This window comes from Mesorhizobium sp. M0522 (assembly GCF_040321085.1).
Taxonomy (GTDB): domain Bacteria; phylum Pseudomonadota; class Alphaproteobacteria; order Rhizobiales; family Rhizobiaceae; genus Mesorhizobium.
The window spans coordinates 78,877-97,680 of sequence record NZ_JAMYQW010000004.1; the positions used below are offsets into that span (position 1 = coordinate 78,877).

The 18,804-nt window shown below is 62.9% G+C and carries 17 protein-coding genes, 1 tRNA gene and 1 riboswitch; of the genes, 8 read left to right on the forward strand and 10 right to left on the reverse strand.

The annotated features are described in order from the left end of the window. Positions 1 to 100: 100 nt before the first annotated feature. Positions 101 to 625 carry a GcrA family cell cycle regulator gene (locus NKI58_RS07040; RefSeq protein ID WP_023677348.1) on the reverse strand — a complete coding sequence of 175 codons (525 nt, stop codon included), beginning with the start codon at positions 623 to 625 and terminating at the stop codon, positions 101 to 103. A 355-nt stretch (positions 626 to 980) separates the two neighbouring features. Here NKI58_RS07040 and NKI58_RS07045 point away from each other — a divergent pair, with 355 nt between their 5' ends. From NKI58_RS07045 to NKI58_RS07055, 3 genes are all read left to right on the forward strand, one after another. Next, complete coding sequence (locus tag NKI58_RS07045) at positions 981 to 2,180, forward strand: aspartate aminotransferase family protein (RefSeq protein ID WP_352614653.1); 1,200 nt, start codon at positions 981 to 983, stop codon at positions 2,178 to 2,180. A gap of 14 nt (positions 2,181 to 2,194) precedes the next feature. Continuing rightward, the gene (gene argF, locus NKI58_RS07050; RefSeq protein WP_254816329.1) at positions 2,195 to 3,106 is read left to right on the forward strand and encodes an ornithine carbamoyltransferase; all 912 of its coding nucleotides are present in this window, start codon (positions 2,195 to 2,197) and stop codon (positions 3,104 to 3,106) included. Positions 3,107 to 3,268: 162 nt separating this feature from the next. Then, positions 3,269 to 4,279 (forward strand): Hsp33 family molecular chaperone, encoded by a 1,011-nt coding sequence (locus NKI58_RS07055; RefSeq protein ID WP_352853104.1) that lies wholly within the window; start codon positions 3,269 to 3,271, stop codon positions 4,277 to 4,279. Positions 4,280 to 4,285: 6 nt separating this feature from the next. Here NKI58_RS07055 and apaG read toward each other — a convergent pair whose 3' ends face one another. Further along, positions 4,286 to 4,678, reverse strand: a complete 393-nt coding sequence (gene apaG, locus NKI58_RS07060; RefSeq protein ID WP_023677352.1) for a Co2+/Mg2+ efflux facilitator ApaG/CorD — start codon at positions 4,676 to 4,678, stop codon at positions 4,286 to 4,288. Positions 4,679 to 4,904: 226 nt separating this feature from the next. On the opposite strand from apaG, the gene NKI58_RS07065 reads away from it, so the two are divergent. Further along, positions 4,905 to 6,059 carry a ceramide glucosyltransferase gene (locus NKI58_RS07065; protein ID WP_352784724.1) on the forward strand — a complete coding sequence of 385 codons (1,155 nt, stop codon included), beginning with the start codon at positions 4,905 to 4,907 and terminating at the stop codon, positions 6,057 to 6,059. A 36-nt stretch (positions 6,060 to 6,095) separates the two neighbouring features. On the opposite strand, the gene NKI58_RS07070 is transcribed toward NKI58_RS07065, so the two are convergent. Next, entirely contained in the window at positions 6,096 to 7,286 is a 1,191-nt protein-coding gene (locus NKI58_RS07070) for an O-succinylhomoserine sulfhydrylase (RefSeq protein WP_352457731.1), read from the reverse strand. A 70-nt stretch (positions 7,287 to 7,356) separates the two neighbouring features. After that, positions 7,357 to 7,434: riboswitch (SAM riboswitch) on the reverse strand. A gap of 135 nt (positions 7,435 to 7,569) precedes the next feature. Here NKI58_RS07070 and NKI58_RS07075 point away from each other — a divergent pair. Then, positions 7,570 to 8,664, forward strand: a complete 1,095-nt coding sequence (locus NKI58_RS07075) for a 2'-deoxycytidine 5'-triphosphate deaminase (RefSeq protein ID WP_352614660.1) — start codon at positions 7,570 to 7,572, stop codon at positions 8,662 to 8,664. A 16-nt stretch (positions 8,665 to 8,680) separates the two neighbouring features. Here the strand turns inward: NKI58_RS07075 and NKI58_RS07080 are convergent, their stop codons facing one another. From NKI58_RS07080 to chvE, 5 genes are all read right to left on the reverse strand, one after another. Further along, positions 8,681 to 9,133, reverse strand: coding sequence for a hypothetical protein (locus NKI58_RS07080; RefSeq protein WP_352614662.1), 453 nt, complete (start codon positions 9,131 to 9,133; stop codon positions 8,681 to 8,683). Positions 9,134 to 9,160: 27 nt separating this feature from the next. Next, the gene (gene araD1, locus NKI58_RS07085) at positions 9,161 to 10,153 is read right to left on the reverse strand and encodes an AraD1 family protein (protein ID WP_352457733.1); all 993 of its coding nucleotides are present in this window, start codon (positions 10,151 to 10,153) and stop codon (positions 9,161 to 9,163) included. A gap of 191 nt (positions 10,154 to 10,344) precedes the next feature. Next, positions 10,345 to 11,637, reverse strand: coding sequence for a multiple monosaccharide ABC transporter permease (gene mmsB / locus NKI58_RS07090; RefSeq protein ID WP_352576990.1), 1,293 nt, complete (start codon positions 11,635 to 11,637; stop codon positions 10,345 to 10,347). Continuing rightward, positions 11,634 to 13,166 carry a multiple monosaccharide ABC transporter ATP-binding protein gene (mmsA, locus tag NKI58_RS07095; protein WP_023677359.1) on the reverse strand — a complete coding sequence of 511 codons (1,533 nt, stop codon included), beginning with the start codon at positions 13,164 to 13,166 and terminating at the stop codon, positions 11,634 to 11,636. Before mmsA ends, mmsB begins: the two co-directional genes overlap by 4 nt. Positions 13,167 to 13,265: 99 nt before the next feature. Then, positions 13,266 to 14,330 carry a multiple monosaccharide ABC transporter substrate-binding protein gene (chvE, locus tag NKI58_RS07100; protein WP_254816339.1) on the reverse strand — a complete coding sequence of 355 codons (1,065 nt, stop codon included), beginning with the start codon at positions 14,328 to 14,330 and terminating at the stop codon, positions 13,266 to 13,268. A gap of 317 nt (positions 14,331 to 14,647) precedes the next feature. Here chvE and NKI58_RS07105 point away from each other — a divergent pair, with 317 nt between their 5' ends. Beyond that, entirely contained in the window at positions 14,648 to 15,637 is a 990-nt protein-coding gene (locus NKI58_RS07105; protein WP_352448650.1) for a LysR family transcriptional regulator, read from the forward strand. Positions 15,638 to 15,950: 313 nt separating this feature from the next. Here NKI58_RS07105 and NKI58_RS07110 read toward each other — a convergent pair. Further along, positions 15,951 to 16,024 (reverse strand) — tRNA-Gly (locus tag NKI58_RS07110). A gap of 131 nt (positions 16,025 to 16,155) precedes the next feature. On the opposite strand from NKI58_RS07110, the gene NKI58_RS07115 reads away from it, so the two are divergent. Then, the gene (locus NKI58_RS07115) at positions 16,156 to 16,419 is read left to right on the forward strand and encodes a DUF6460 domain-containing protein (RefSeq protein WP_023677362.1); all 264 of its coding nucleotides are present in this window, start codon (positions 16,156 to 16,158) and stop codon (positions 16,417 to 16,419) included. 4 nt (positions 16,420 to 16,423) lie between these two features. Here the strand turns inward: NKI58_RS07115 and NKI58_RS07120 are convergent, their stop codons facing one another. Next, complete coding sequence (locus tag NKI58_RS07120; RefSeq protein WP_352784729.1) at positions 16,424 to 17,326, reverse strand: histone deacetylase family protein; 903 nt, start codon at positions 17,324 to 17,326, stop codon at positions 16,424 to 16,426. A gap of 50 nt (positions 17,327 to 17,376) precedes the next feature. On the opposite strand from NKI58_RS07120, the gene NKI58_RS07125 reads away from it, so the two are divergent. After that, a complete protein-coding gene (locus NKI58_RS07125; RefSeq protein WP_352784783.1) occupies positions 17,377 to 18,801 on the forward strand; it encodes an MATE family efflux transporter in 1,425 nt (474 codons plus the stop codon). Positions 18,802 to 18,804: the final 3 nt, after the last annotated feature.

Consider the following 18,804-nt stretch of genomic DNA (forward strand, 5'->3'; position numbering starts at 1 on the left):
GTAGGGCAGTAGGGCAGTAGGGCAGTAGGCTATCGCTTCGGGAGCGCGCTTCTCTACAATTCACCTACTGCCGTACTGCCTTACTCCCTTATTCCCCTAACTATCTGCTCCGCCGCCGCTCCGATGCCGGCTGGAACGCCACGCGGGCGTGGTACTTGCAGTAGGGGCCGGTTTCGGCTGCGTCGTTGCCGCAGAAATGGAAGTCTTCCGAAAGCGGATCGCCGTTCGGCCATTTGCAAGTGCGCTCGTTGAGTTCGACAAGTTGCAGATGCCGCGAGATCGGCACGACGACGTTCTCGACCGGGCGGATATAGTGGCGCGCCACCGGTTCGGCATCGAACTGCGCCTTGAGCGCGGTCGCACCGATCGACATCGAGGTGGTGGCATGGCGCGTGGCGCTTGCTGCCCGGGACACCGATTTCTGGATCGTCGATCCCTGCACCGTCTTCTTCTGGCGTGCCGGTGAGGCGGTCGTGCGTCCGCGACCGGACAGTTTCAGCCGGTGCACTTTGCCGATGACCGCATTGCGGCTGACCCCGCCAAGCTGTGCGGCGATCTGGCTGGCGCTGAGGCCCTCCGACCACAATTTTCTGAGAAGTTCGACTCGCTCGTCAGTCCAGTTCATGAGACCGCGCTCCTGCTGAAACGTGCGGCAATCGGAATCCATTCCCGACCCGGCTTCTGCCGGGCAGACACCACATATATCGGGTGATTAGGTCCGCCGCACGAAATCTAGTTATTTCTCTACTACAATTACCTTATGCGCTGACTCGGTGACAAGAGTCCCAAGGCCAACACGAATCGGTTTTTTCGGTTTTCCCCAACTTGCCCGGTCGCTTATGAGCCGGCGTTATGCTGGGGGGCTTGCCGCGCGACCTTGCGCGACCTTTTCGTTGACTTCACGGCCGAAAAACACGATAAGCCACAAGGGCCGCCGCTTTGGCGGCTTTTTGATTTTTCCGGTTCCGGAGACGCATATAATGAGCGGTTCGGCGCTTTTCGAGACCTTTGTTCGCGCACCCCTGGCTTTCGACCACGGTGAAGGCACCTGGCTGGTCACCGACAAGGGCGAGCGATATCTCGATTTCGCCGGCGGCATCGCCGTGAATTCGTTGGGCTACAGCCATCCGCATCTGGTCGCGGCCCTCACCGAGCAGGCCGCCAAGCTCTGGCACGTCTCCAATCTGTACGAGATTCCGGGACAGAGCCGGCTCGGCGAGCGGCTGGCCGACGCAAGCTTCGCCGACAAGGTGTTCTTCACCAATTCCGGCGCAGAGGCGCTCGAATGCGCCATCAAGACGGCGCGGCGCTACCACTTCGTCAAGGGCCATCCCGAGCGCTACCGCACAATCACCTTCGAAGGCGCCTTCCACGGCCGCACCCTGGCGACCATCGCCGCCGGCGGCCAGTACAAGTATCTGGAAGGTTTCGGCCCCAAGGTCGACGGCTTCGACCAGGTTGCTTTCGACGATATGGATGCCGCCGAGAAGGCGATCACGCCTGAAACCGCGGCGATCCTGATCGAGCCGGTGCAAGGCGAGGGCGGCATCAGGCAAGTGCCGACGCAATCGCTGAAGCGGCTCAGGCAGCTCTGCGATCAGCACGGACTGCTCCTGATTTTCGACGAGGTCCAATGCGGCGTCGGCCGCACCGGAAAGCTGTTCGCGCATGAGTGGGCGGGTGTCACACCCGACCTCATGGCGGTGGCCAAAGGCATCGGCGGCGGCTTCCCGATGGGTGCCTGCCTCGCCACCGACGAGGCAGCGGTCGGCATGACCGCCGGCGTGCACGGCACCACCTTCGGCGGCAATCCGCTGGCAATGGCGGTCGGCAACGCCGTGCTCGACGTGATGCTGGAAGACGGCTTTCTCGAAGACGTCCGGCGCAAGGCACTGCTGTTGAAGCAGGGGCTCGCTGGCGTCGCCGACGAATTTCCGGATGTTATCGAAAGCATCAGGGGCACCGGCCTGATGCTCGGGCTTAAATGCGCGATGCCCAACACCAAGGTCACGGTGGCACTGCGTGACCAGCATCTCTTGACGGTTCCGGCCGGCGACAACGTTATCCGCCTGCTACCGCCTCTCACCGTCACCGACGCCGAGATCCACGAAGCGCTCGAGCGCATTCGTGCCGGCGCCAAGAGCCTGGCAGATGCCATCGTCGCTGCCGCTGCGAAGTAATCCTGGAATTCCTGATGTCCCTTCGCCATTTCACCGATCTTTCCGCCGTTTCCGAAGGCGATCTGCGCTTCATGCTCGACGACGCAGCGGTGCGAAAGGCAAGGCTCAAGGCCGGCGAACGCAGCAAGCCGCTCGAAGGCAAGGTGCTGGCGATGATCTTCGACAAGCCGTCGACGCGCACGCGCGTGTCGTTCGACGTCGGTATGCGGCAGTTGGGTGGCGAGACGATCATGCTGACCGGCACCGAGATGCAGCTTGGCCGCTCGGAGACCATTGCCGACACGGCCAAGGTGCTGTCGCGCTATGTCGATGCCATCATGATCCGCACCACCTCGCATGACCGGCTGCTGGAACTGACGGAAAACGCTACGGTCCCCGTCATCAACGGGCTGACCGACGAGACCCATCCCTGCCAGCTGATGGCCGACATCATGACCTTCGAAGAGCACCGCGGTCCGGTGGCCGGTAAAACGATCGCCTGGACCGGCGACGGCAACAACGTGCTGCATTCGCTGCTGGAGGCATCCGCGCGGTTCCATTTCAAGCTGAACGTCGCCGTGCCCGAGGGCAGCGAACCGGCCCAGAAGCATGTCGACTGGTCGAAAGCCAATGGCGGCAAGCTGAAATTCACCCGTTCGCCCGAGGAGGCCGTTCACGAGGCCGACTGCATCGTCACCGACTGCTGGGTGTCGATGGGCCAGGAGCACCGTGCCCGCGGCCACAATGTCTTCCTGCCCTATCAGGTCAATGCGGCACTGATGGCGAAAGCCAAGCCGGACGCGCTGTTCATGCACTGTCTACCGGCGCATCGCGGTGAGGAGGTTACCGACGAGGTCATCGACGGACCGCATTCGGTGGTGTTCGATGAGGCCGAGAACCGGCTCCATGCCCAGAAGGCGGTCTTGGCCTGGTGCCTGGGCGCTTGATACGAGCCGCGGTGATCCGGGCCGGCCTGATCTGCGCCGCCTTGATCTGGGCCGCCTTGATCCGGGAGTTGGTGGTGCCTATCTCAGGCGCATCACGCAAATCGAGCGCGTCTCGTCGCATGCGCCCCGGAGGGCGGCATCGCCGCGCCCCGGAGCTTTGTCATGTTGGAAACTCATCAATTGGCTGAACATAAACCCAAGCTCGGCGAATTCGGCTACGCCGGCGACGACCATGTCGTGCCGTTCGAGGTCGGCCCGCTCGACGTGCGCGGTCGCACCGTCCAGCTCGGGCCGATGCTCGATGCTATTCTCAGCCGCCACGACTATCCCGAGCCGGTCGCCCGGCTCCTGGCTGAAGCCTGTGTGTTGACGGTATTGCTCGGAACTTCGCTGAAGTTCGAGGGCAAGTTCATTCTGCAGACCCGCACCGACGGGCCGGTCGACATGCTGGTCGCGGATTTCTCCACGCCGCACGCGCTGCGCGCTTATGCCCGCTTCGATGCCGACCGGCTGCAGGCTTTGACTTCTGCCGGCGAGACGTCACCGAAGACGCTGCTCGGCAGCGGCGTCCTGGCGCTGACCATCGACCAGGGCGCTCACACACAACGCTACCAGGGCATCGTCCAGCTCGACGGCGTCACACTGGAAGATGCCGCACGCACTTATTTCCGCCAGTCGGAGCAGATTCCGACCGACCTCCGGCTTTCGGTTGCCAAGCTTCTGACGCCCGGCGTCGGCGGTGCCCGCGAGCAATGGCGGGCCGGTGGCCTGCTGGCACAATTCCTGCCGCAGTCGGCGGAGCGCATGCGCGTACCCGACCTTCCCGGTGGCGACGGCGATCCGCGTGAGGAAATCCACGACCCGACCGACAATTCCTGGCAGGAGCTGCTGGCGCTGCTTGGTACTATTGAACCGACCGAGCTGATCGATCCGACGATCGGCGCCGAACGGCTGCTTTACCGGCTTTTCCACGAGCATGGCGTCCGCGTGTTCGGCGGGGTGCCGGTCGCCGACCAGTGCTCATGCTCGAGGGAGAAGATCCACGGCATCCTCGAAGGCTTTTCCGCCGAGGAGATCAGGGACAGCACCGAGGATGGCAGCATTCACGTCGCCTGCGAATTCTGCTCGAAGCAATATGACTTCGACCCGGCGGAGTTTGCAGCGGCCGGATGACGGCCGTCAATTGACGGTGCGCCGCATTCCCGGCAAGTCGAGCGAGAAGGCGGGGATGGCGACGTCGAACGTCTCGCCCCGCTTGTTGCGCATGGTGTAGTGCCCGACCATGATGCCGGACGGCGTCGAGAGCGGGCATCCAGACGTATACTGATAGCTGTCGCCGGGGTTGAGTCCGGGTTGCTCGCCGACGACCCCGGGGCCGCGCACTTCCTCGACCTTGCCGGTGCCGTCGGTAATGTGCCAGTAGCGCGACAGAAGCTGCACGAACTCATCCGACTGATTGTCGATGGTCACCTGATATCCCCAGACATAGCGGTTTTGCGGCGGGTCGGAGTGATCCTCCAGATAGAACGGCCTGACCTGCACTTCGATGTTGCGGGTGACGGCGCTGTACATAAACTGCTCCAAAGCAATGTAGATGGAACTTCGACGCTCAGCGCAGTTTGATCAACGATGCGCGTCATCTCCTTGCCCGACTCGAGCGCAGGTGCCGAAAAACAATGTCATTTAAGTGACACATGACAATGATGGTGTGCAGGCTTGTGCCGGGCGACTCAGCGTTCTGTCGAATTGTTGAAAACGGCCGTCATGCGGCCGGCACTTCTGGAGTGACCAGATCTCGATGGAACCGACATTCGCAGCCGCCCTCCTTTCCATAGCCCTCCTTCTTTCAAATCTCGCCAGCATCCTGTTAGCTTCGCTGAAGCTGAAGCGACCAGGCAGGATCGCACCGCCCGCGGCCAACGCGCCTCCGGTATCGATCGTCATCCCGGCGCGCGGCGTCGAGCCGTTTGCCGAAGAGACGCTGGAGCGCGCCTTCTCACTCGACTGGCCGCGCTACGAACTCATCTTCTGCGTTGCCCATGCCGACGACCCGGTGGTCAAGCCGATCACCGCCGCAATGGCGCGCTTTCCAGCTATTCGCGCCCGTCTTCTAGTCGGTGACGACCGCATCAGCGGCAATCCAAAACTCAACAATTGCGTGAAGGGTTGGGAAGCGGCGCATTATAGCTGGGTCATCCTTGCCGATTCCAACGTGCTTATGCCGAGCGACTACGTCCAGCACCTGATGGCGGCGTGGCGGCACGACACCGGCCTCGTCTGCTCGACGCCGATCGGCTCGCGGCCGGACGGCTTCTGGGGGGAGGTCGAATGCGCCTTTCTCAACACGCTGCAGGCACGCTGGCAGTACGCCGGAGAGGCGCTCGGCCTCGGCTTCGCCCAGGGCAAGAGCATGTTGTGGAACAAGCCGATGCTCGATGCCAATGGCGGCATCCGCGCGCTTGCCGCCGAGATCGCCGAAGACGCCGCCGCGACCAAGCTGGTCAACGGGCTCGGACTGCGGGTCAATCTTGTCGCCTCTCCCTTCGAACAGCCGCTCGGCCGGCGCACGCTTGGCGAGATCTGGTCGCGGCAGACGCGCTGGGCGCGGCTGCGCCGCGTCACCTTTGCACTGTTCTTTGCCCCCGAAATCCTGATCGGCGCGGCACCGCCGCTAGTGCTTGCACTGATCGCCGCGGCTGACGCCGGCGTCAGCCTGCCGGCAACCGCCATCGCCGTGCTGGTCGCGGCCTACCTGCCGGAATGCGCCTTGGCCTCGGCCAAGGGATGGCACCTGTCGCCGCGCACCATCCTGGCGATGATGGCGCGAGACCTGATGCTTCCCGCCATTTGGGCGCGCGGATGGCTGAGCGGCGCCGTCGACTGGCGCGGCAATGTGATGACTATCCAGACCAAGGCCGTCGCGGAGCTGGAAGAGACCCCGTCCGGCGCCTGATCGGCACGTCCCCGCTCGCCTCTATTCGGCCAGCCCCTATCCGGCAACTCTCAGTGCCTGCTCGATGTCTTCGAGCAGGTCGTCGGCGTCCTCAAGGCCAACTGACAGCCTGAGCGTTCCCGGTCCGATGCCGAGTTCGGCGCGGGCCTCATCGGTCAAGTTCTTGTGCGTCGTCGTCGCCGGATGGGTGATCAGGCTCTTGGCGTCGCCGAGATTGTTGGAAATCAGCACGACGTCGAGTGCGTTCTGGAAGGCAAAGGCCGCCTGCTTGCCGCCCTTCACATCGAGGCAAATCAGCGTCGAGCCGCCCGACATCTGCTTCTGGACCACGGCCGCTTGCGGGTGGTCGGCGCGGCCGGGATAGATGACGCGGGCGATTTGCGGTCGCTCGGCCAGGAAATCCGCGATGCGGCCGGCACTTTCCGTCTGCTGGCGTACGCGTAGCGGCAGCGTCTCCAGGCCTTTCAGCAGGGTCCAGGCATTGAAGGGCGAGAGGCTTGGGCCGGTGTGGCGGAAATAGTCATGCAGGTTCTCGTCGATCCATTTCTTGTCCGACAGAACGATGCCGCCAAGACAGCGCCCCTGGCCGTCAATATGCTTCGTGGCCGAATAGACGACGATGTGGGCGCCGAGCTGCAGGGGTTTCTGCTGCAAGGGCGTAGCGAAGACATTGTCGACGATCAGCCTGGCGCCGATCGAATTGGCAAGTGCCGCGACGGCGGCAATGTCGACTACCTCCAGCGTTGGATTGGTAGGGCTTTCCAGGAAAAACAGTTTGGTGTTGGGCTTGACCGCCTTTTCCCAATTGGCGATGTCGGTGCCGTCGACCAGCGTTGCCTCAATGCCGTATTTCGGCGCCAGCGTCTCGACCACCCAGCGGCAGGAGCCGAACAGCGCGCGCGCCGCGACGATATGGTCGCCCGCCTTGGCGCTGCACAGCAGTGCTGCCGTCACCGCCGCCATGCCGGATGCCGTGGCGCGCGCGTCCTCGGCTCCTTCCAGCGCGCACATGCGTTTCTCAAACATGTCGACCGTCGGATTGGCATAGCGCGAATAGATGAAGCCCGGCTCCTCGCCCTTGAAGCGGGCCTCCGCCGCTTGCGCCGTCTCGTAGACATAGCCTTGGGTGAGATACATCGCCTCGGAGGTCTCGCCGAAGCCGGAACGCAGCGTCCCGGCATGCACGAGTGCGGTCTGAGGCTTCCAGTCGCGCTTCTTGGTCATCATTCCATCCAAACACCAAAATTGGTCCAAACAACAAAAAACCGGTCGCGAAAGTCGCAACCGGTCCATATGGCCTTGCGGCCCGACGGTCCTTTAGCGACTTGTTTAACGTGGCTGCAAGCCGACCGGCCAAATCACCACGGGATAACGAGCTTTAGACCCGCGCCACGCTTGCGTCAATTGCCGGCATGATTAAGAGGGTTGTACCAAGCAGGTGCCAAAGGCGTCCACGGTCGGACCTGCGACAGAACAAGACCTCGCCCGGCGTTCGAACGGAGCCAGACCCTTGCGGCAGACAGGCATTCTTCCCGATCAGGATATTTCCGCGCTGTTCCAGACGGGCGCGCTGAAATCGCCGCGCACGCTCGATGCCGATCAGATCCAGCCGGCCAGCCTTGATCTCAGGCTGGGCGACAAGGCCTGGCGGGTGCGCGCTTCCTTCTTGCCCGGCCCGGACCACAGGGTTGCCGACAAGCTCGGCCGGCTGAAGCTGCACGAGATCAACCTCGCCGAAGGTGCCGTGCTGGAAACCGGCTGCGTCTACATCGTGCCGCTGCTCGAAAGCCTGGCGCTGCCCGCCCATATTTCCGCCTCCGCCAACCCGAAAAGCTCGACCGGACGGCTCGATATCTTCACTCGGGTAATGACCGACCGTGGCCACGAGTTCGACAAGATCGTCACCGGCTATGAAGGCCCGCTCTATCTGGAGGTCAGCCCGCGCACTTTCCCGATTGTCGTGCGCACCGGCTCGCGGCTGTCGCAGATCAGGTTCCGCACCGGCAATGCGCTCTTGTCGGAAAGCGAGCTGCACGAGTTGCACCGCGCCGAGATGCTGGTCGCCACCGAACCACCCAACATCTCAGGCGGCGGCATCGCGCTGTCGATCGACCTCGACGGCGACAAGGATGGGCTTGTCGGCTATCGCGGCAAGCACCACACCGGCCTGGTCGACGTCGACAAGCGCGCCGCGCAGGATGTCGTCGATTTCTGGGAGCCGCTCTACAAGAGCGGTGCCGGCGAGCTGGTGCTCGATCCGGACGAATTCTATATTCTGGTGTCGCGCGAGGCGGTGCATGTGCCGCCGCTCTACGCGGCCGAAATGACGCCCTTCGATCCGCTGGTCGGCGAGTTCCGCGTCCATTATGCCGGTTTCTTCGACCCGGGTTTCGGCCATTCGGCGTCGGGCGGCACCGGCAGCCGGGCGGTGCTCGAGGTGCGTAGCCACGAAGTGCCGTTCATCCTCGATCACGGCCAGATCGTTGGACGGTTGGTCTACGAGCACATGCTGAAACGGCCGCAGGCGCTCTACGGCACAGATCTAGGCTCGAACTATCAGGCGCAGGGCCTGAAACTGTCCAAGCATTTCCGCGCCGCCCGCTGATCTTGTTCGCAGGCCGTCAGCCGCGAAACAGATATTCTTTCGCGGCGCCAAGGCAGCCATGAAACTGACCGACAAAGAGCAGTTCTCGCACTGCCAATCGCTTCTTCCCCCAAAAACCTCTGGTTTGCTTCTCGTCGTCAAGTGAGGCGCTTGAGCTGGACTGCAAGGGGAACAACTGCTTGTCGATACATCCCAGCACATGGGCTCTGGCGGAGTCGAGACCGCAGGCTCTGCCATTGTCGTTCAGTCTGTCGGCGCGGAGTGCGGACGTCATGCGATCCGCGTTGCGCATCAGAAAGCTCACTTGCGATTTCGAATAGCCGGTGGCCAGAAGCCGGTTAGTCATCGACATCCGGGCCTCGCGATAGGATTTTGCGCTGCATTGTCCGGCGCTGTAAGCCGCTGGGGAGAAATAGGCGAGGAACAGGACTAAACTTACGAACACAGTGCCAATCCGCAGGCCGTTCATTTCTCGCCCCTGAATTATGTCACCAGTTTACAACGCCTTCACCGCCACCTTCACCGGCTGCTCGATTTCGAGCGGGTTGCGCAGAGGCAGGCCGAAATCCTGCGCCTCGATTTCGAATACGTCGCCGGCCTCGGTCCTGATGCCGTCGGCGAAGGACAGCGTCGCCGTGCCGAACATGTGCACATGCACGTCGCCCGGCTGGCGGAAGGCCGAGTATTTGAAGTGGTGATGCTCGAGATTGCCAATGGTGTGCGACATGTTCGCCTCGCCCGACAGGAACGGCTTTTCCCAAAGCAGCTTGCCGTCGCGCAGGATGCGTGAAGCGCCGCGGATGTCGGACGGCAGGTCGCCGATCAGGATCTCCGGCCCGAACGAGGCGTTGCGCAGCTTGGAATGGGCGAGGAAGAGGTAGTTCACACGCTCGGTGACGTGGTCGGAAAACTCGTTCGACAGGGTGAAGCCGACACGGAACGGGGCGCCGTCGTCACCGATCACATAGATGCCGGCAATTTCCGGCTCCTCGCCGGCATCCTGAGCGAAGGCGGGCGACATAAGCGCCGCACCGGGCGCCACCGCCATGGTGCCGTTGCCCTTGTAGAACCATTCCGGCTGCACGCCGATCTGGCCTTTCGCCGGCTTGCCGCCCTCAAGCCCCATGCGGAACATCTTCATGGAATCGGTCAGCTGTTCCTCGCCGTCCGTGCTGAGCTTCTTGTGCATGGAATCGCGGGTCGCGGCGGAGCCGAGATGCGTCAGCCCGGTGCCGGTGAGATGGAGATGCGCCGGATCGGGATGGTTGATCGGCGACAGCAGCCGGCCCTTCTTGTAGGCTGCGTCGAGATCGACGGTTTCGCCGAAGCCCTTGCGCTCGATCAGGGCGACAAGCCCGCTGCCGGTACGCGCGGCTTCCATCGCCAGCGAATAGACGCTGCGGGCGCCGTTGATGACGCGGGTCTTGCCGCCGTTGCGGGCAACGACGCGGATCGTCTCGGCGTCGTCGAGGATTTGTGAGATCAGCATGGTAATCCTCTCTGAATTGCGGGCTTGGCGTGCCTTTCTTGGCAAACCCTGCCCAGCGCGGCTCGGACCCTTGTCCGCGCCTCGGTTGAAATTCTTCGTCCGGATTGCGCTCGCGGATCAGGTCCCTCGGGGGACTTCTTTGCGCCGCCCGGCAGCGCCGCGATGTGACCCGTATGCCTCCTGGTTGCCTCTCAAGCCTTGTTCTTGTTGTAGACGTCGAAGACGACGGCGCCGAGCAGCACCAGGCCTTTGACCACCTGCTGCCAATCGACATTGACGCCCATGATCGACATGCCGTTGTTCATGACCCCCATGATGAAGCCGCCGACCACCGCGCCGATCACCTGGCCGACGCCGCCCATCGCCGAAGCGCCACCGATGAACACCGCGGCGATGACGTCGAGCTCGCTGCCGAGGCCGGCCGCCGGCACAGCCTGCCCCAGGCGCGCTGCGATAATCAGGCCGCCGAGTGCCGACAGCACGCCCATATTGACGAACACCATCAACGTCAGCCGTTCGGTCTTGATGCCCGATAGCTGGGCTGCCTTGGCATTGCCGCCCATCGCATAGATGCGACGGCCGATCGTCATGCGTTTGGTAACGAAGACGAACAACGCGATCAGCACGCCCATCACCATGAGAACGATGGGGAGGCCCCTATAGGTGGCGAATTGGTAGACGAGAAACAGCGCCAGCGCGCTGATCACCAGGGTCTTGACGACGAACAGCGAGAAGGGCTCGGCTTCGTAGCCATGCTTTTCGCGGGTGCGCCGTGCCCTGAGCCCGAAATAGGCATAGGCGAGCACGGCGACGAGGCCGATCACGATCGTCGTCAGGTGCAGCGTCAGGCCGCTGCCGACAATGGTTTTGCCGGCGGCGTTCACGGTTGGCGGTATCAGCGTCAATGGGCCGATCAGGTCCGGAATGAAGCCGGAACTGAGCGCCTTGAAGCCGACGGGAAGCGGCCCTACGGAAGACCCGCCACCCAGCAGCGCCTGGCAGATGCCGCGGAAGATCAGCATGCCCGCCAGCGTGACGATAAAGCTCGGTATTCGGTGATAGGCAATCCAGTAGCCTTGTGCCGCGCCGATCGCACCACCGACGATCAGGCAGATGATCGACACCACCAGCGGATTGCTCAATGGGCCAAGCGGCCAGATGACCATCATCATCGCCGCCAGTGCGCCGATGAAGCCGGCGACGGAGCCGACGCTGAGATCGATGTGACCCGAAACGATCACCAGAAGCATGCCCAGCGCCATCACGATGATGAAGCTGTTCTGCTGCACGAGATTGCTGAGGTTCACCGGCTTGAACAGCGTTCCGGACGTGGTGAACTGGAAGAACACCATGATTGCGATCAACGCCAGCACCAACCCGTATTCGCGCAGGTTGGTGACCAGCGCCGAGACGGCAATGCGAGGTCCCTGTTGTAGATCCTGGGCAACGCCGGTCTGCGGCCCGGGAGCGCTTTCGGTGCTCATGATGCTTTTCCTTCTCCGCGGACGATGGCGCGCATTATCTTTTCCTGGCTGGCGTCGCTTGCCGCCATTTCGCCGACGATGCGTCCTTCGTTCATGACGTAGATGCGGTCGGTGATGCCGAGCAGTTCGGGCATTTCCGACGAGATGACGATGATTGCCTTACCCTCGGAGGCGAGACGCGCGATGATCGTATAGATTTCATACTTGGCGCCGACGTCGATACCGCGTGTCGGCTCGTCGAGGATCAGCACTTCCGGATTGGCGAACAGCCATTTCGACAGCACCACCTTCTGCTGATTGCCGCCAGAAAGGTTGCCGGTCATCTGGTAGACGCTCGAGGCGCGGATATTGGTCCTGCCGCGATAATCGTTGGCGACCGAAAGCTCGCGCAAATCGTCGATCACGCCGTGGCGCGACACGCCGGGCAGGTTGGCCAGCGTGATGTTGTGCTTGATGTGGTCGATCAAGTTGAGACCGTAGGTCTTGCGGTCCTCGGTAACGTAGGCGATGCCGTGTTCCACCGCCTTGCTCACCGAAGAGACGTCGATCGGCTTGCCGTTGAGGAACACCTCGCCGGTGATGCGACGGCCATAGGAGCGGCCGAACAGGCTCATGGCAAACTCGGTCCGGCCAGCGCCCATGAGCCCGGCAATGCCGACCACTTCGCCCTTGCGGGCGTTGAGGTTGATACCCTTGATGACCTGCCGCTCGGCATGGATGGGGTGGTAGACCGACCAGTTTTTCACTTCGAGAACGGTCTCGCCGATCTTCGGCTCGCGCGGCGGATAGCGGTCGTCGAGCGAACGGCCGACCATCGAGGTAATGATGCGGTCCTCCGAGATGTCCTTCTTGGCCAGCGTCTCGATGGTCCGCCCGTCACGGATGATGGTGACCTTGTCGGCGACCCGGTTCACCTCGTTGAGCTTGTGCGAGATCAGGATCGAAGTGATGCCTTGCCGCTTGAATTCGAGCAGCAGATCGAGCAGCGCCTGGCTGTCCTTTTCGGACAGGCTCGCGGTCGGCTCGTCGAGAATGAGCAACTTCACTTCCTTGCTGAGCGCCTTGGCGATCTCGACCAGTTGCTGCTTGCCGACGCCGATATTGGTGATCAGCGTGTTGGGGTCTTCCTTGAGGCCGACCTTCTTGAGCAGGGCGCTGGTGCGCGCCTCATTGGCATTCCAGTCGATGACGCCGTATCTGGCGTGCTCGTTGCCGAGAAAGATGTTTTCGGCGATCGACAGCATCGGCACCAGCGCAAGCTCCTGGTGGATGATGACGATGCCCTTGCGCTCGCTGTCATGGATGCCTTTGAAATGGCACTCATCGCCGCGATAGATGATCTGGCCGTCATAGGTGCCGGACGGATACACACCCGACAGCACCTTCATCAGCGTCGACTTGCCGGCGCCGTTCTCGCCGACCACGGCATGGATCTCGCCTTCCTCGACCATGAGCTTGACGTTTGACAGCGCCTTGACGCCGGGAAACGTCTTGGTGATGTCGCGCATCTCCAAAATCGTCGATGCCATTGAGAATACCACTCCTGCGAGGTCCGCAAACAATACCGGGCTGGCTCGCCAACGAAAAGGGGCCCTGCCTGCGCAGGACCCCAGGCTTTGTAACCGCGATTACTTCAGCTCTTCGGCCTTGATGTAGCCGGAGTCGACCACCAGGGCCTGATAGTTCGACTTGTCGACATCATGCGGCGTCAACAGGATCGAGGGAACGACCTTGACGTCGTTGTTGTAGGTCGTGGTGTCGAGGCCTTCCGGCTTGCCGCCCGAGAGCACCTTGTCGACGAGTTCGACCGTCGCCTTGGCGAGTTCGCGGGTGTCCTTGAACACGGTCGAATACTGTTCGCCGGCGATGATCGCCTTGACCGAAGCGGTCTCGGCGTCCTGTCCGGTGACGATCGGCCATGGCTGATCGGCGGTGCCGTAGCCTACGGCGCGCAGCGAAGCGATGATGCCGCGCGACAGGCCGTCATAGGGCGAGAGCACGCCATCGACGCGGCTGCCGTCCGAGTAGTTGGCGGAGAGCAGATTGTCCATGCGGGCCTGGGCGGTTGCCGCCAACCAGCGCAGCGTGCCGACCTTGTCCATGCCCATCTGGCCGGACTTCACGACGAGGGTCTTGTCGTCGATCAGCGGCTGAAGAACCGACATGGCGCCGTTATAGAAGAAGAACGCATTGTTGTCGTCCGGCGAACCGCCGAACAGCTCGATGTTGAACGGGCCCTTCTTCTCGGGATAACCGAGACCCTTGAGCAGCGATTTGGCCTGGATGACGCCGACGCCGAAATTGTCGAAGGTGGTGTAGTAGTCGACATTTGGCGTCTTCTTGATCAGGCGGTCGTAAGCGACGACGACAACGCCGGCGTCATTCGCCTTCTGCAACGCATCGCCCATCGTGGTGCCGTCGATCGAAGCGATGATCAGCGCCTTCGGGCCCTTGGTGATTTCGTTTTCCAGCTGGCTGAGCTGGTTCGGAATGTCGTCCTGCGCGTACTGCAGGTCGACAGTGTAGCCCAGAGCCTCGAGCTGGGACTTGACGGCGTCGCCGTCGTTGATCCAGCGCTGCGAGGTCTTGGTGGGCATCAGCACGCCGATCAGGCCTTCGCCCGCCTGCGCCGGCAGCGTCATGGCCGCGATGCCTAGGGCCGCGACGGCGGCCAGTGTCTTGATAATCTTCACATTAACTCTCCCTGGTTGATGGACGCGTACCCTTGGGTTTCGTGGGCCGCGCAATCGTGCAGGAGCGCCAAACGCGCCGCTGCCGTCAATCGATCTCCGGTATCCTCCCAATCGGCCCCGAGACTCTGGTTTCAATCGATACGAGTTTTCCCTCGTCACCGACCGTCAAGCCTCAGGACGCGCGAAGGGTGTGTCGCTTTGCCATAACTGTCAAATGCGATCTTTGATGGTTGCTATATCGAGACTGGTATGGCTTAGGCTAGTGACGACGCTGCCGGATTTTGCCGGGGCGCCGGGCGTAAGAGTAGGGAAGAATCATGGCGGCGCTGCGAAATCCTGACGGAATATCAGCCAGTTACGATGAAATCCCGGGTGATGGCGGAACCTTGCTGCGCAGCGGCTTGAGCCTGCGTCACATGCGCATGATCGCAGCCCTCGACGAGCACGGCCGGGTGAGCGCCGCGGCCCAGGTCATGAACATCTCGCAGCCGGCGGCCTCGCGCATGATCGCCGAGATGGAGGCCGTGCTCGACGTCAAGCTCTGCGAAAGGCTGCCGCGCGGCATCACGCTGACACCCTATGGCAAGGCGTTGGCACGGCGCGCGCGATCGATCCTGCTCGAGATGCGCGAGGTCGACCGCGAGATTTTCGAGCTCAAGGCGGGCAAAGGCGGCTCGGTGTTCCTGGGCGCGGTGACAGCACCGGCGATCGAGCTGGCGGTGCCGGCGATCCGCGAAATCCGGCGCCTTTATCCGCGCATCGAAATCACCATGCAGGTCGAGACCTCGAACGTCCTGGCGCGCGAGCTGATCGCCTCGCGCCACGATTTCATCATCGCCCGCATCCCCGACGACCTCAATCCGCGGCTGTTCGAGGCCCGCGTCATCGGCGTCGAGAAGGCCTGCCTGATCGTGCGCCGCGGCCACCCGCTGACCAAGGGCAAGGCGGTGCGGCTGGAAGACACCGCCGCCTATGACTGGGTTTTCCAGTCGGGCGGCTCGCCGCTGCGCCAGGCGATGGAGAGTAACTTCCTGAACCGAAACATCGCGCTGCCGGACCGCATCCTCAACACCAGCTCGCTGCTATTGACTCTGGTCATGGTCGCGCAATCCGACGCCATCGCGCCGGTGTCGATCCAGGTCGCGAAGTTCATCCAGAACCCCGAAGGCCTGGCCGGCGCTATCGATGTCGTCCAGACTGAATTCGACATCGAGGTCAGGCCCTACAGCCTGATCACGGTGAAGAACCGCGCGCTGTCACCGGCAGCCAAGATGCTGCACGATTTTATTTTGCGAGAGGTGGGCTGAGGGTTGGAGCGGGTAGCGGGCGCATCCCGTGGCCGGCCAGACGACCAGACAGGCCCGTCAGCAGCGGCGCCGATGCGCGTCGGCCACTACTGCCTGATGCTCAAAAAAAGCCCGCCAGCAGAAGCCAGCGGGCCAAGGGTAGACTTTCCGGTTGGGGTCATTCGAGGCCCCGCCGACCCTCAATGTGAGATATTCCACGAACTGGCACATCGGCCAAACAGATGAAAGACGGCCAGCCGGGCTGTAAAACTGCCTATAAATCCGCTGGTTTTCAGCTTGGCCAGAACAAGTGCAATGCACCGGGGGCAAAAGCTGGAGCGGGTAGCGGGAATCGAACCCGCGCGTTCAGCTTGGGAAGCTGACAAGCTACCATTACATCATACCCGCGCTGGTTCCTCCGATATCATGGGCCGGCGCCGATGCGCAATCCGGTTTGAGGGCTCGGCTTGATGCAGGGCTATCAACTGCGTATTTCTAGGCATGTGCCCGAATCGCGGCACCCGACTGTGGAGACAGGCTTGTCCGCACTGAACCGCTTTCTCGGCGATACGCCGCTCCGGGTGATCCTGAAGCTGCTTGTGGTGTCGTTCCTCGTCGGGCTGGTCATGAATGCCTTCGGCTGGTCGCCGATGGATGTGCTTTATGGCATTCGCAAATTCTTCATCGACCTGTGGAATTTGGGCTTCCACGCCATCGACCGCTTTCTCGGCTACATCCTGCTCGGTGCCGCGATCGTCGTGCCGGCCTTCATCCTGCTCAGGATCGCTAACTACCGGAAGTGAATTTTCAGGCGTAGCCCGCCGCCACCTCGAACAGGATGGCGTGCCGTGCAGCAAGTGCTGCGACATCCGTCGAATAGCCTCCGCCGATAACGCCGCATACCGGTATGCCAAGCGTGCGGAAATGGCGGATCACCATATCGTCGCGGGCGCGCAGCCCGTCATCCGTGAGCGACAACCTGCCGAGCCGGTCCTCGACATGGACATCGACGCCGGCATTGTAGAAGACGAGGTCCCAGCGCCTTCGCGCCGACAGCTCCGGCAGGATGGCGTCCAGCCGCTCCAGATAGGCTGCATCGCCGGCGCCGTCGGGCAGGGCGACATCGAGGTTGGAGGCGATCTTGCGTGCGGGGTAGTTGCGATCGCCATGCATGGAGAAGGTAAACACGCGCGGCTCGTCGTTCAGGATATCCGCCGTGCCGTCGCCCTGATGCACGTCGAGGTCGACGACCAGGATGTTTTGGACAGCAGCTTCGGCGAGCAGCACCAGCGCGGCAACGGCTACATCGTTGAAGGTGCAGAAGCCGGCGCCTTGCGCGCGCCGTGCATGATGGCTGCCGCCGGCGGTGTTGCAGGCGATGCCGTTCAGCAACGCCAGCCGCGCTGCCAGCACCGTGCCGGCCGTTGCGAGCTGCGCCCTCAGCGAAACCCGCGGTCCCACGGGAAAGCCGATCTCGCGCTCAATCGCCACCGGCACTTCGCAGACAAGCACCTGGTCGACATAGTCGACCGCGTGGGCAAGCTTCAGCCATGATGGCCGCGCCGCCTCCGGCATGTTGAGCGCTTCGGGCTGCGCCAGGCCGCGTGCCCGCAAGGCGTCCATCAGCAGCGGATATTTGCTCATCGGGAAGCGGTGGTTGACGGCGAAGCCGGCGTCGTAGTCGGGATGATGAACGATCTGCAAGGGCATGGGGCGGCCGGTGCGCCAGAGGCGGGTTTCGGTTGACCATAACGGGGTGGATGGTTGCGCGAGGTCCGCAAACTGGGGCACATCGGCTGGCCGATCAAGCCGCAACGGAAAGCAACACGCGTTTGGAGCAGGCTTTACCCACCGAAGCCCACGCCACCGAAGGCAGGGCCTTTGTCGTCACCAACCGCTCGGTGCTCGCCATCGCCGTGCCGATGACGCTTGCCTATCTGACGACGCCGTTGCTCGGAATTGTCGACACGGCGGTGGTCGGACAGTTCGGCGACGCCGCCCTTCTCGGCGGCCTGGCGGCCGGCGCCCTGATCTTCGACGTCGTTTTCACCACCTTCAACTTCCTGCGCTCCGGCACCACCGGCCTCGTCGCCCAGGCCTTCGGGCGCGGCGATGCGCTGGAGGAGCAGGCGGTGTTCTGGCGCGCCGTGCTGATCGCGGTCGTCGCCGGCGTCGTGCTTGCCGCGCTTGCGCCGCTGGTCTCCACCGCCGGGCAATGGTTCATAGGCGCCGAACCACGCGTCAGCGCGGCGATGGACGTCTATATCCGCATCAGGATGCTCGCAGCACCGTTCTCGCTGATCAATTACGCCATCCTCGGTTACGTGCTTGGGCGCGGCGAGGGCGGGCTCGGGCTGATGCTGCAATTGATACTGAACGGCATCAACATCGCCCTCTGCTTCCTGCTTGGCCTGGAGCTCGGCTGGGGCGTTGCCGGCGTTGCCTGGGCAACGGTCACCGGCGAATTCGTCGCCATGCTGCTTGGTCTCGCCATTGTCGGCCGGCGCTTTTGGGCGGCGCCCAGGCTGCCGCGCCACCGCGTCCTCGATCTGCCGGCATTCCTGCGCATGATGTCGCTCAATCGCGATATCATGATCCGCTCCTTTTCGCTGCTCGCCGCCTTCGCGCTGTTCACGCGCCAAGGCGCACAATTCGGCACTCTGACGCTGGCCGCCAACGCCGTGCTGATGAACCTCTTCCTGGTTGCCGGCTATTTCCTCGATGGTTTCGCCACGGCTGCCGAACAGCTCGCCGGGCGCGCCATAGGCGCCCGTGCCGCCACGGCGTTTGACCAGGCGGTGCGGCTGACGCTGCTTTGGGGGCTCGGGCTGGCGGGCGCGGCGACGCTCTTCTTCCTGCTGGAGGGCACCGATCTCGTCGCCCTGATCACGACCGCGACGGACGTCCGCGCCATTGCCGACATCTACTTGCCCTGGGCGGCGTTCACCGCGCTCAGCGGCGCGCTGGCTTTCCAGATGGACGGGGTTTTCATTGGCGCGACGTGGTCGCGCGACATGCGCAACATGATGCTGGTGTCGTTCCTGTCGTTCAGCGCCGCGCTGCTGATTCTGGCGCCGGCCTTCGGCAATCACGGCTTGTGGGCGGCGTTGCATGTCTTCCTGCTGGTACGCGGCTTCAGCCTGCTCGCCATATTGCGGCTGCGGGTGCGCGCGGTCTTTGGCTGATCG

Excerpts from the sequence above, each read along its gene's own strand:
- araD1 (WP_352457733.1), bottom strand. The coding sequence starts at position 10,153 with ATGCTGATCTCACAAATCCTCGACGACGCCGAGACGATCCGCGTCGTT.
- NKI58_RS07120 (WP_352784729.1), bottom strand. The coding sequence starts at position 17,326 with ATGCCCTTGCAGATCGTTCATCATCCCGACTACGACGCCGGCTTCGCC.
- argF (WP_254816329.1), top strand. The coding sequence starts at position 2,195 with ATGTCCCTTCGCCATTTCACCGATCTTTCCGCCGTTTCCGAAGGCGAT.
- NKI58_RS07065 (WP_352784724.1), top strand. The coding sequence starts at position 4,905 with ATGGAACCGACATTCGCAGCCGCCCTCCTTTCCATAGCCCTCCTTCTT.
- NKI58_RS07040 (WP_023677348.1), bottom strand. The coding sequence starts at position 625 with ATGAACTGGACTGACGAGCGAGTCGAACTTCTCAGAAAATTGTGGTCG.
- apaG (WP_023677352.1), bottom strand. The coding sequence starts at position 4,678 with ATGTACAGCGCCGTCACCCGCAACATCGAAGTGCAGGTCAGGCCGTTC.
- NKI58_RS07105 (WP_352448650.1), top strand. The coding sequence starts at position 14,648 with ATGGCGGCGCTGCGAAATCCTGACGGAATATCAGCCAGTTACGATGAA.
- mmsA (WP_023677359.1), bottom strand. The coding sequence starts at position 13,166 with ATGGCATCGACGATTTTGGAGATGCGCGACATCACCAAGACGTTTCCC.
- NKI58_RS07080 (WP_352614662.1), bottom strand. The coding sequence starts at position 9,133 with ATGAACGGCCTGCGGATTGGCACTGTGTTCGTAAGTTTAGTCCTGTTC.
- NKI58_RS07125 (WP_352784783.1), top strand. The coding sequence starts at position 17,377 with ATGGTTGCGCGAGGTCCGCAAACTGGGGCACATCGGCTGGCCGATCAA.
- NKI58_RS07055 (WP_352853104.1), top strand. The coding sequence starts at position 3,269 with ATGTTGGAAACTCATCAATTGGCTGAACATAAACCCAAGCTCGGCGAA.
- NKI58_RS07070 (WP_352457731.1), bottom strand. The coding sequence starts at position 7,286 with ATGATGACCAAGAAGCGCGACTGGAAGCCTCAGACCGCACTCGTGCAT.
- NKI58_RS07045 (WP_352614653.1), top strand. The coding sequence starts at position 981 with ATGAGCGGTTCGGCGCTTTTCGAGACCTTTGTTCGCGCACCCCTGGCT.
- mmsB (WP_352576990.1), bottom strand. The coding sequence starts at position 11,637 with ATGAGCACCGAAAGCGCTCCCGGGCCGCAGACCGGCGTTGCCCAGGAT.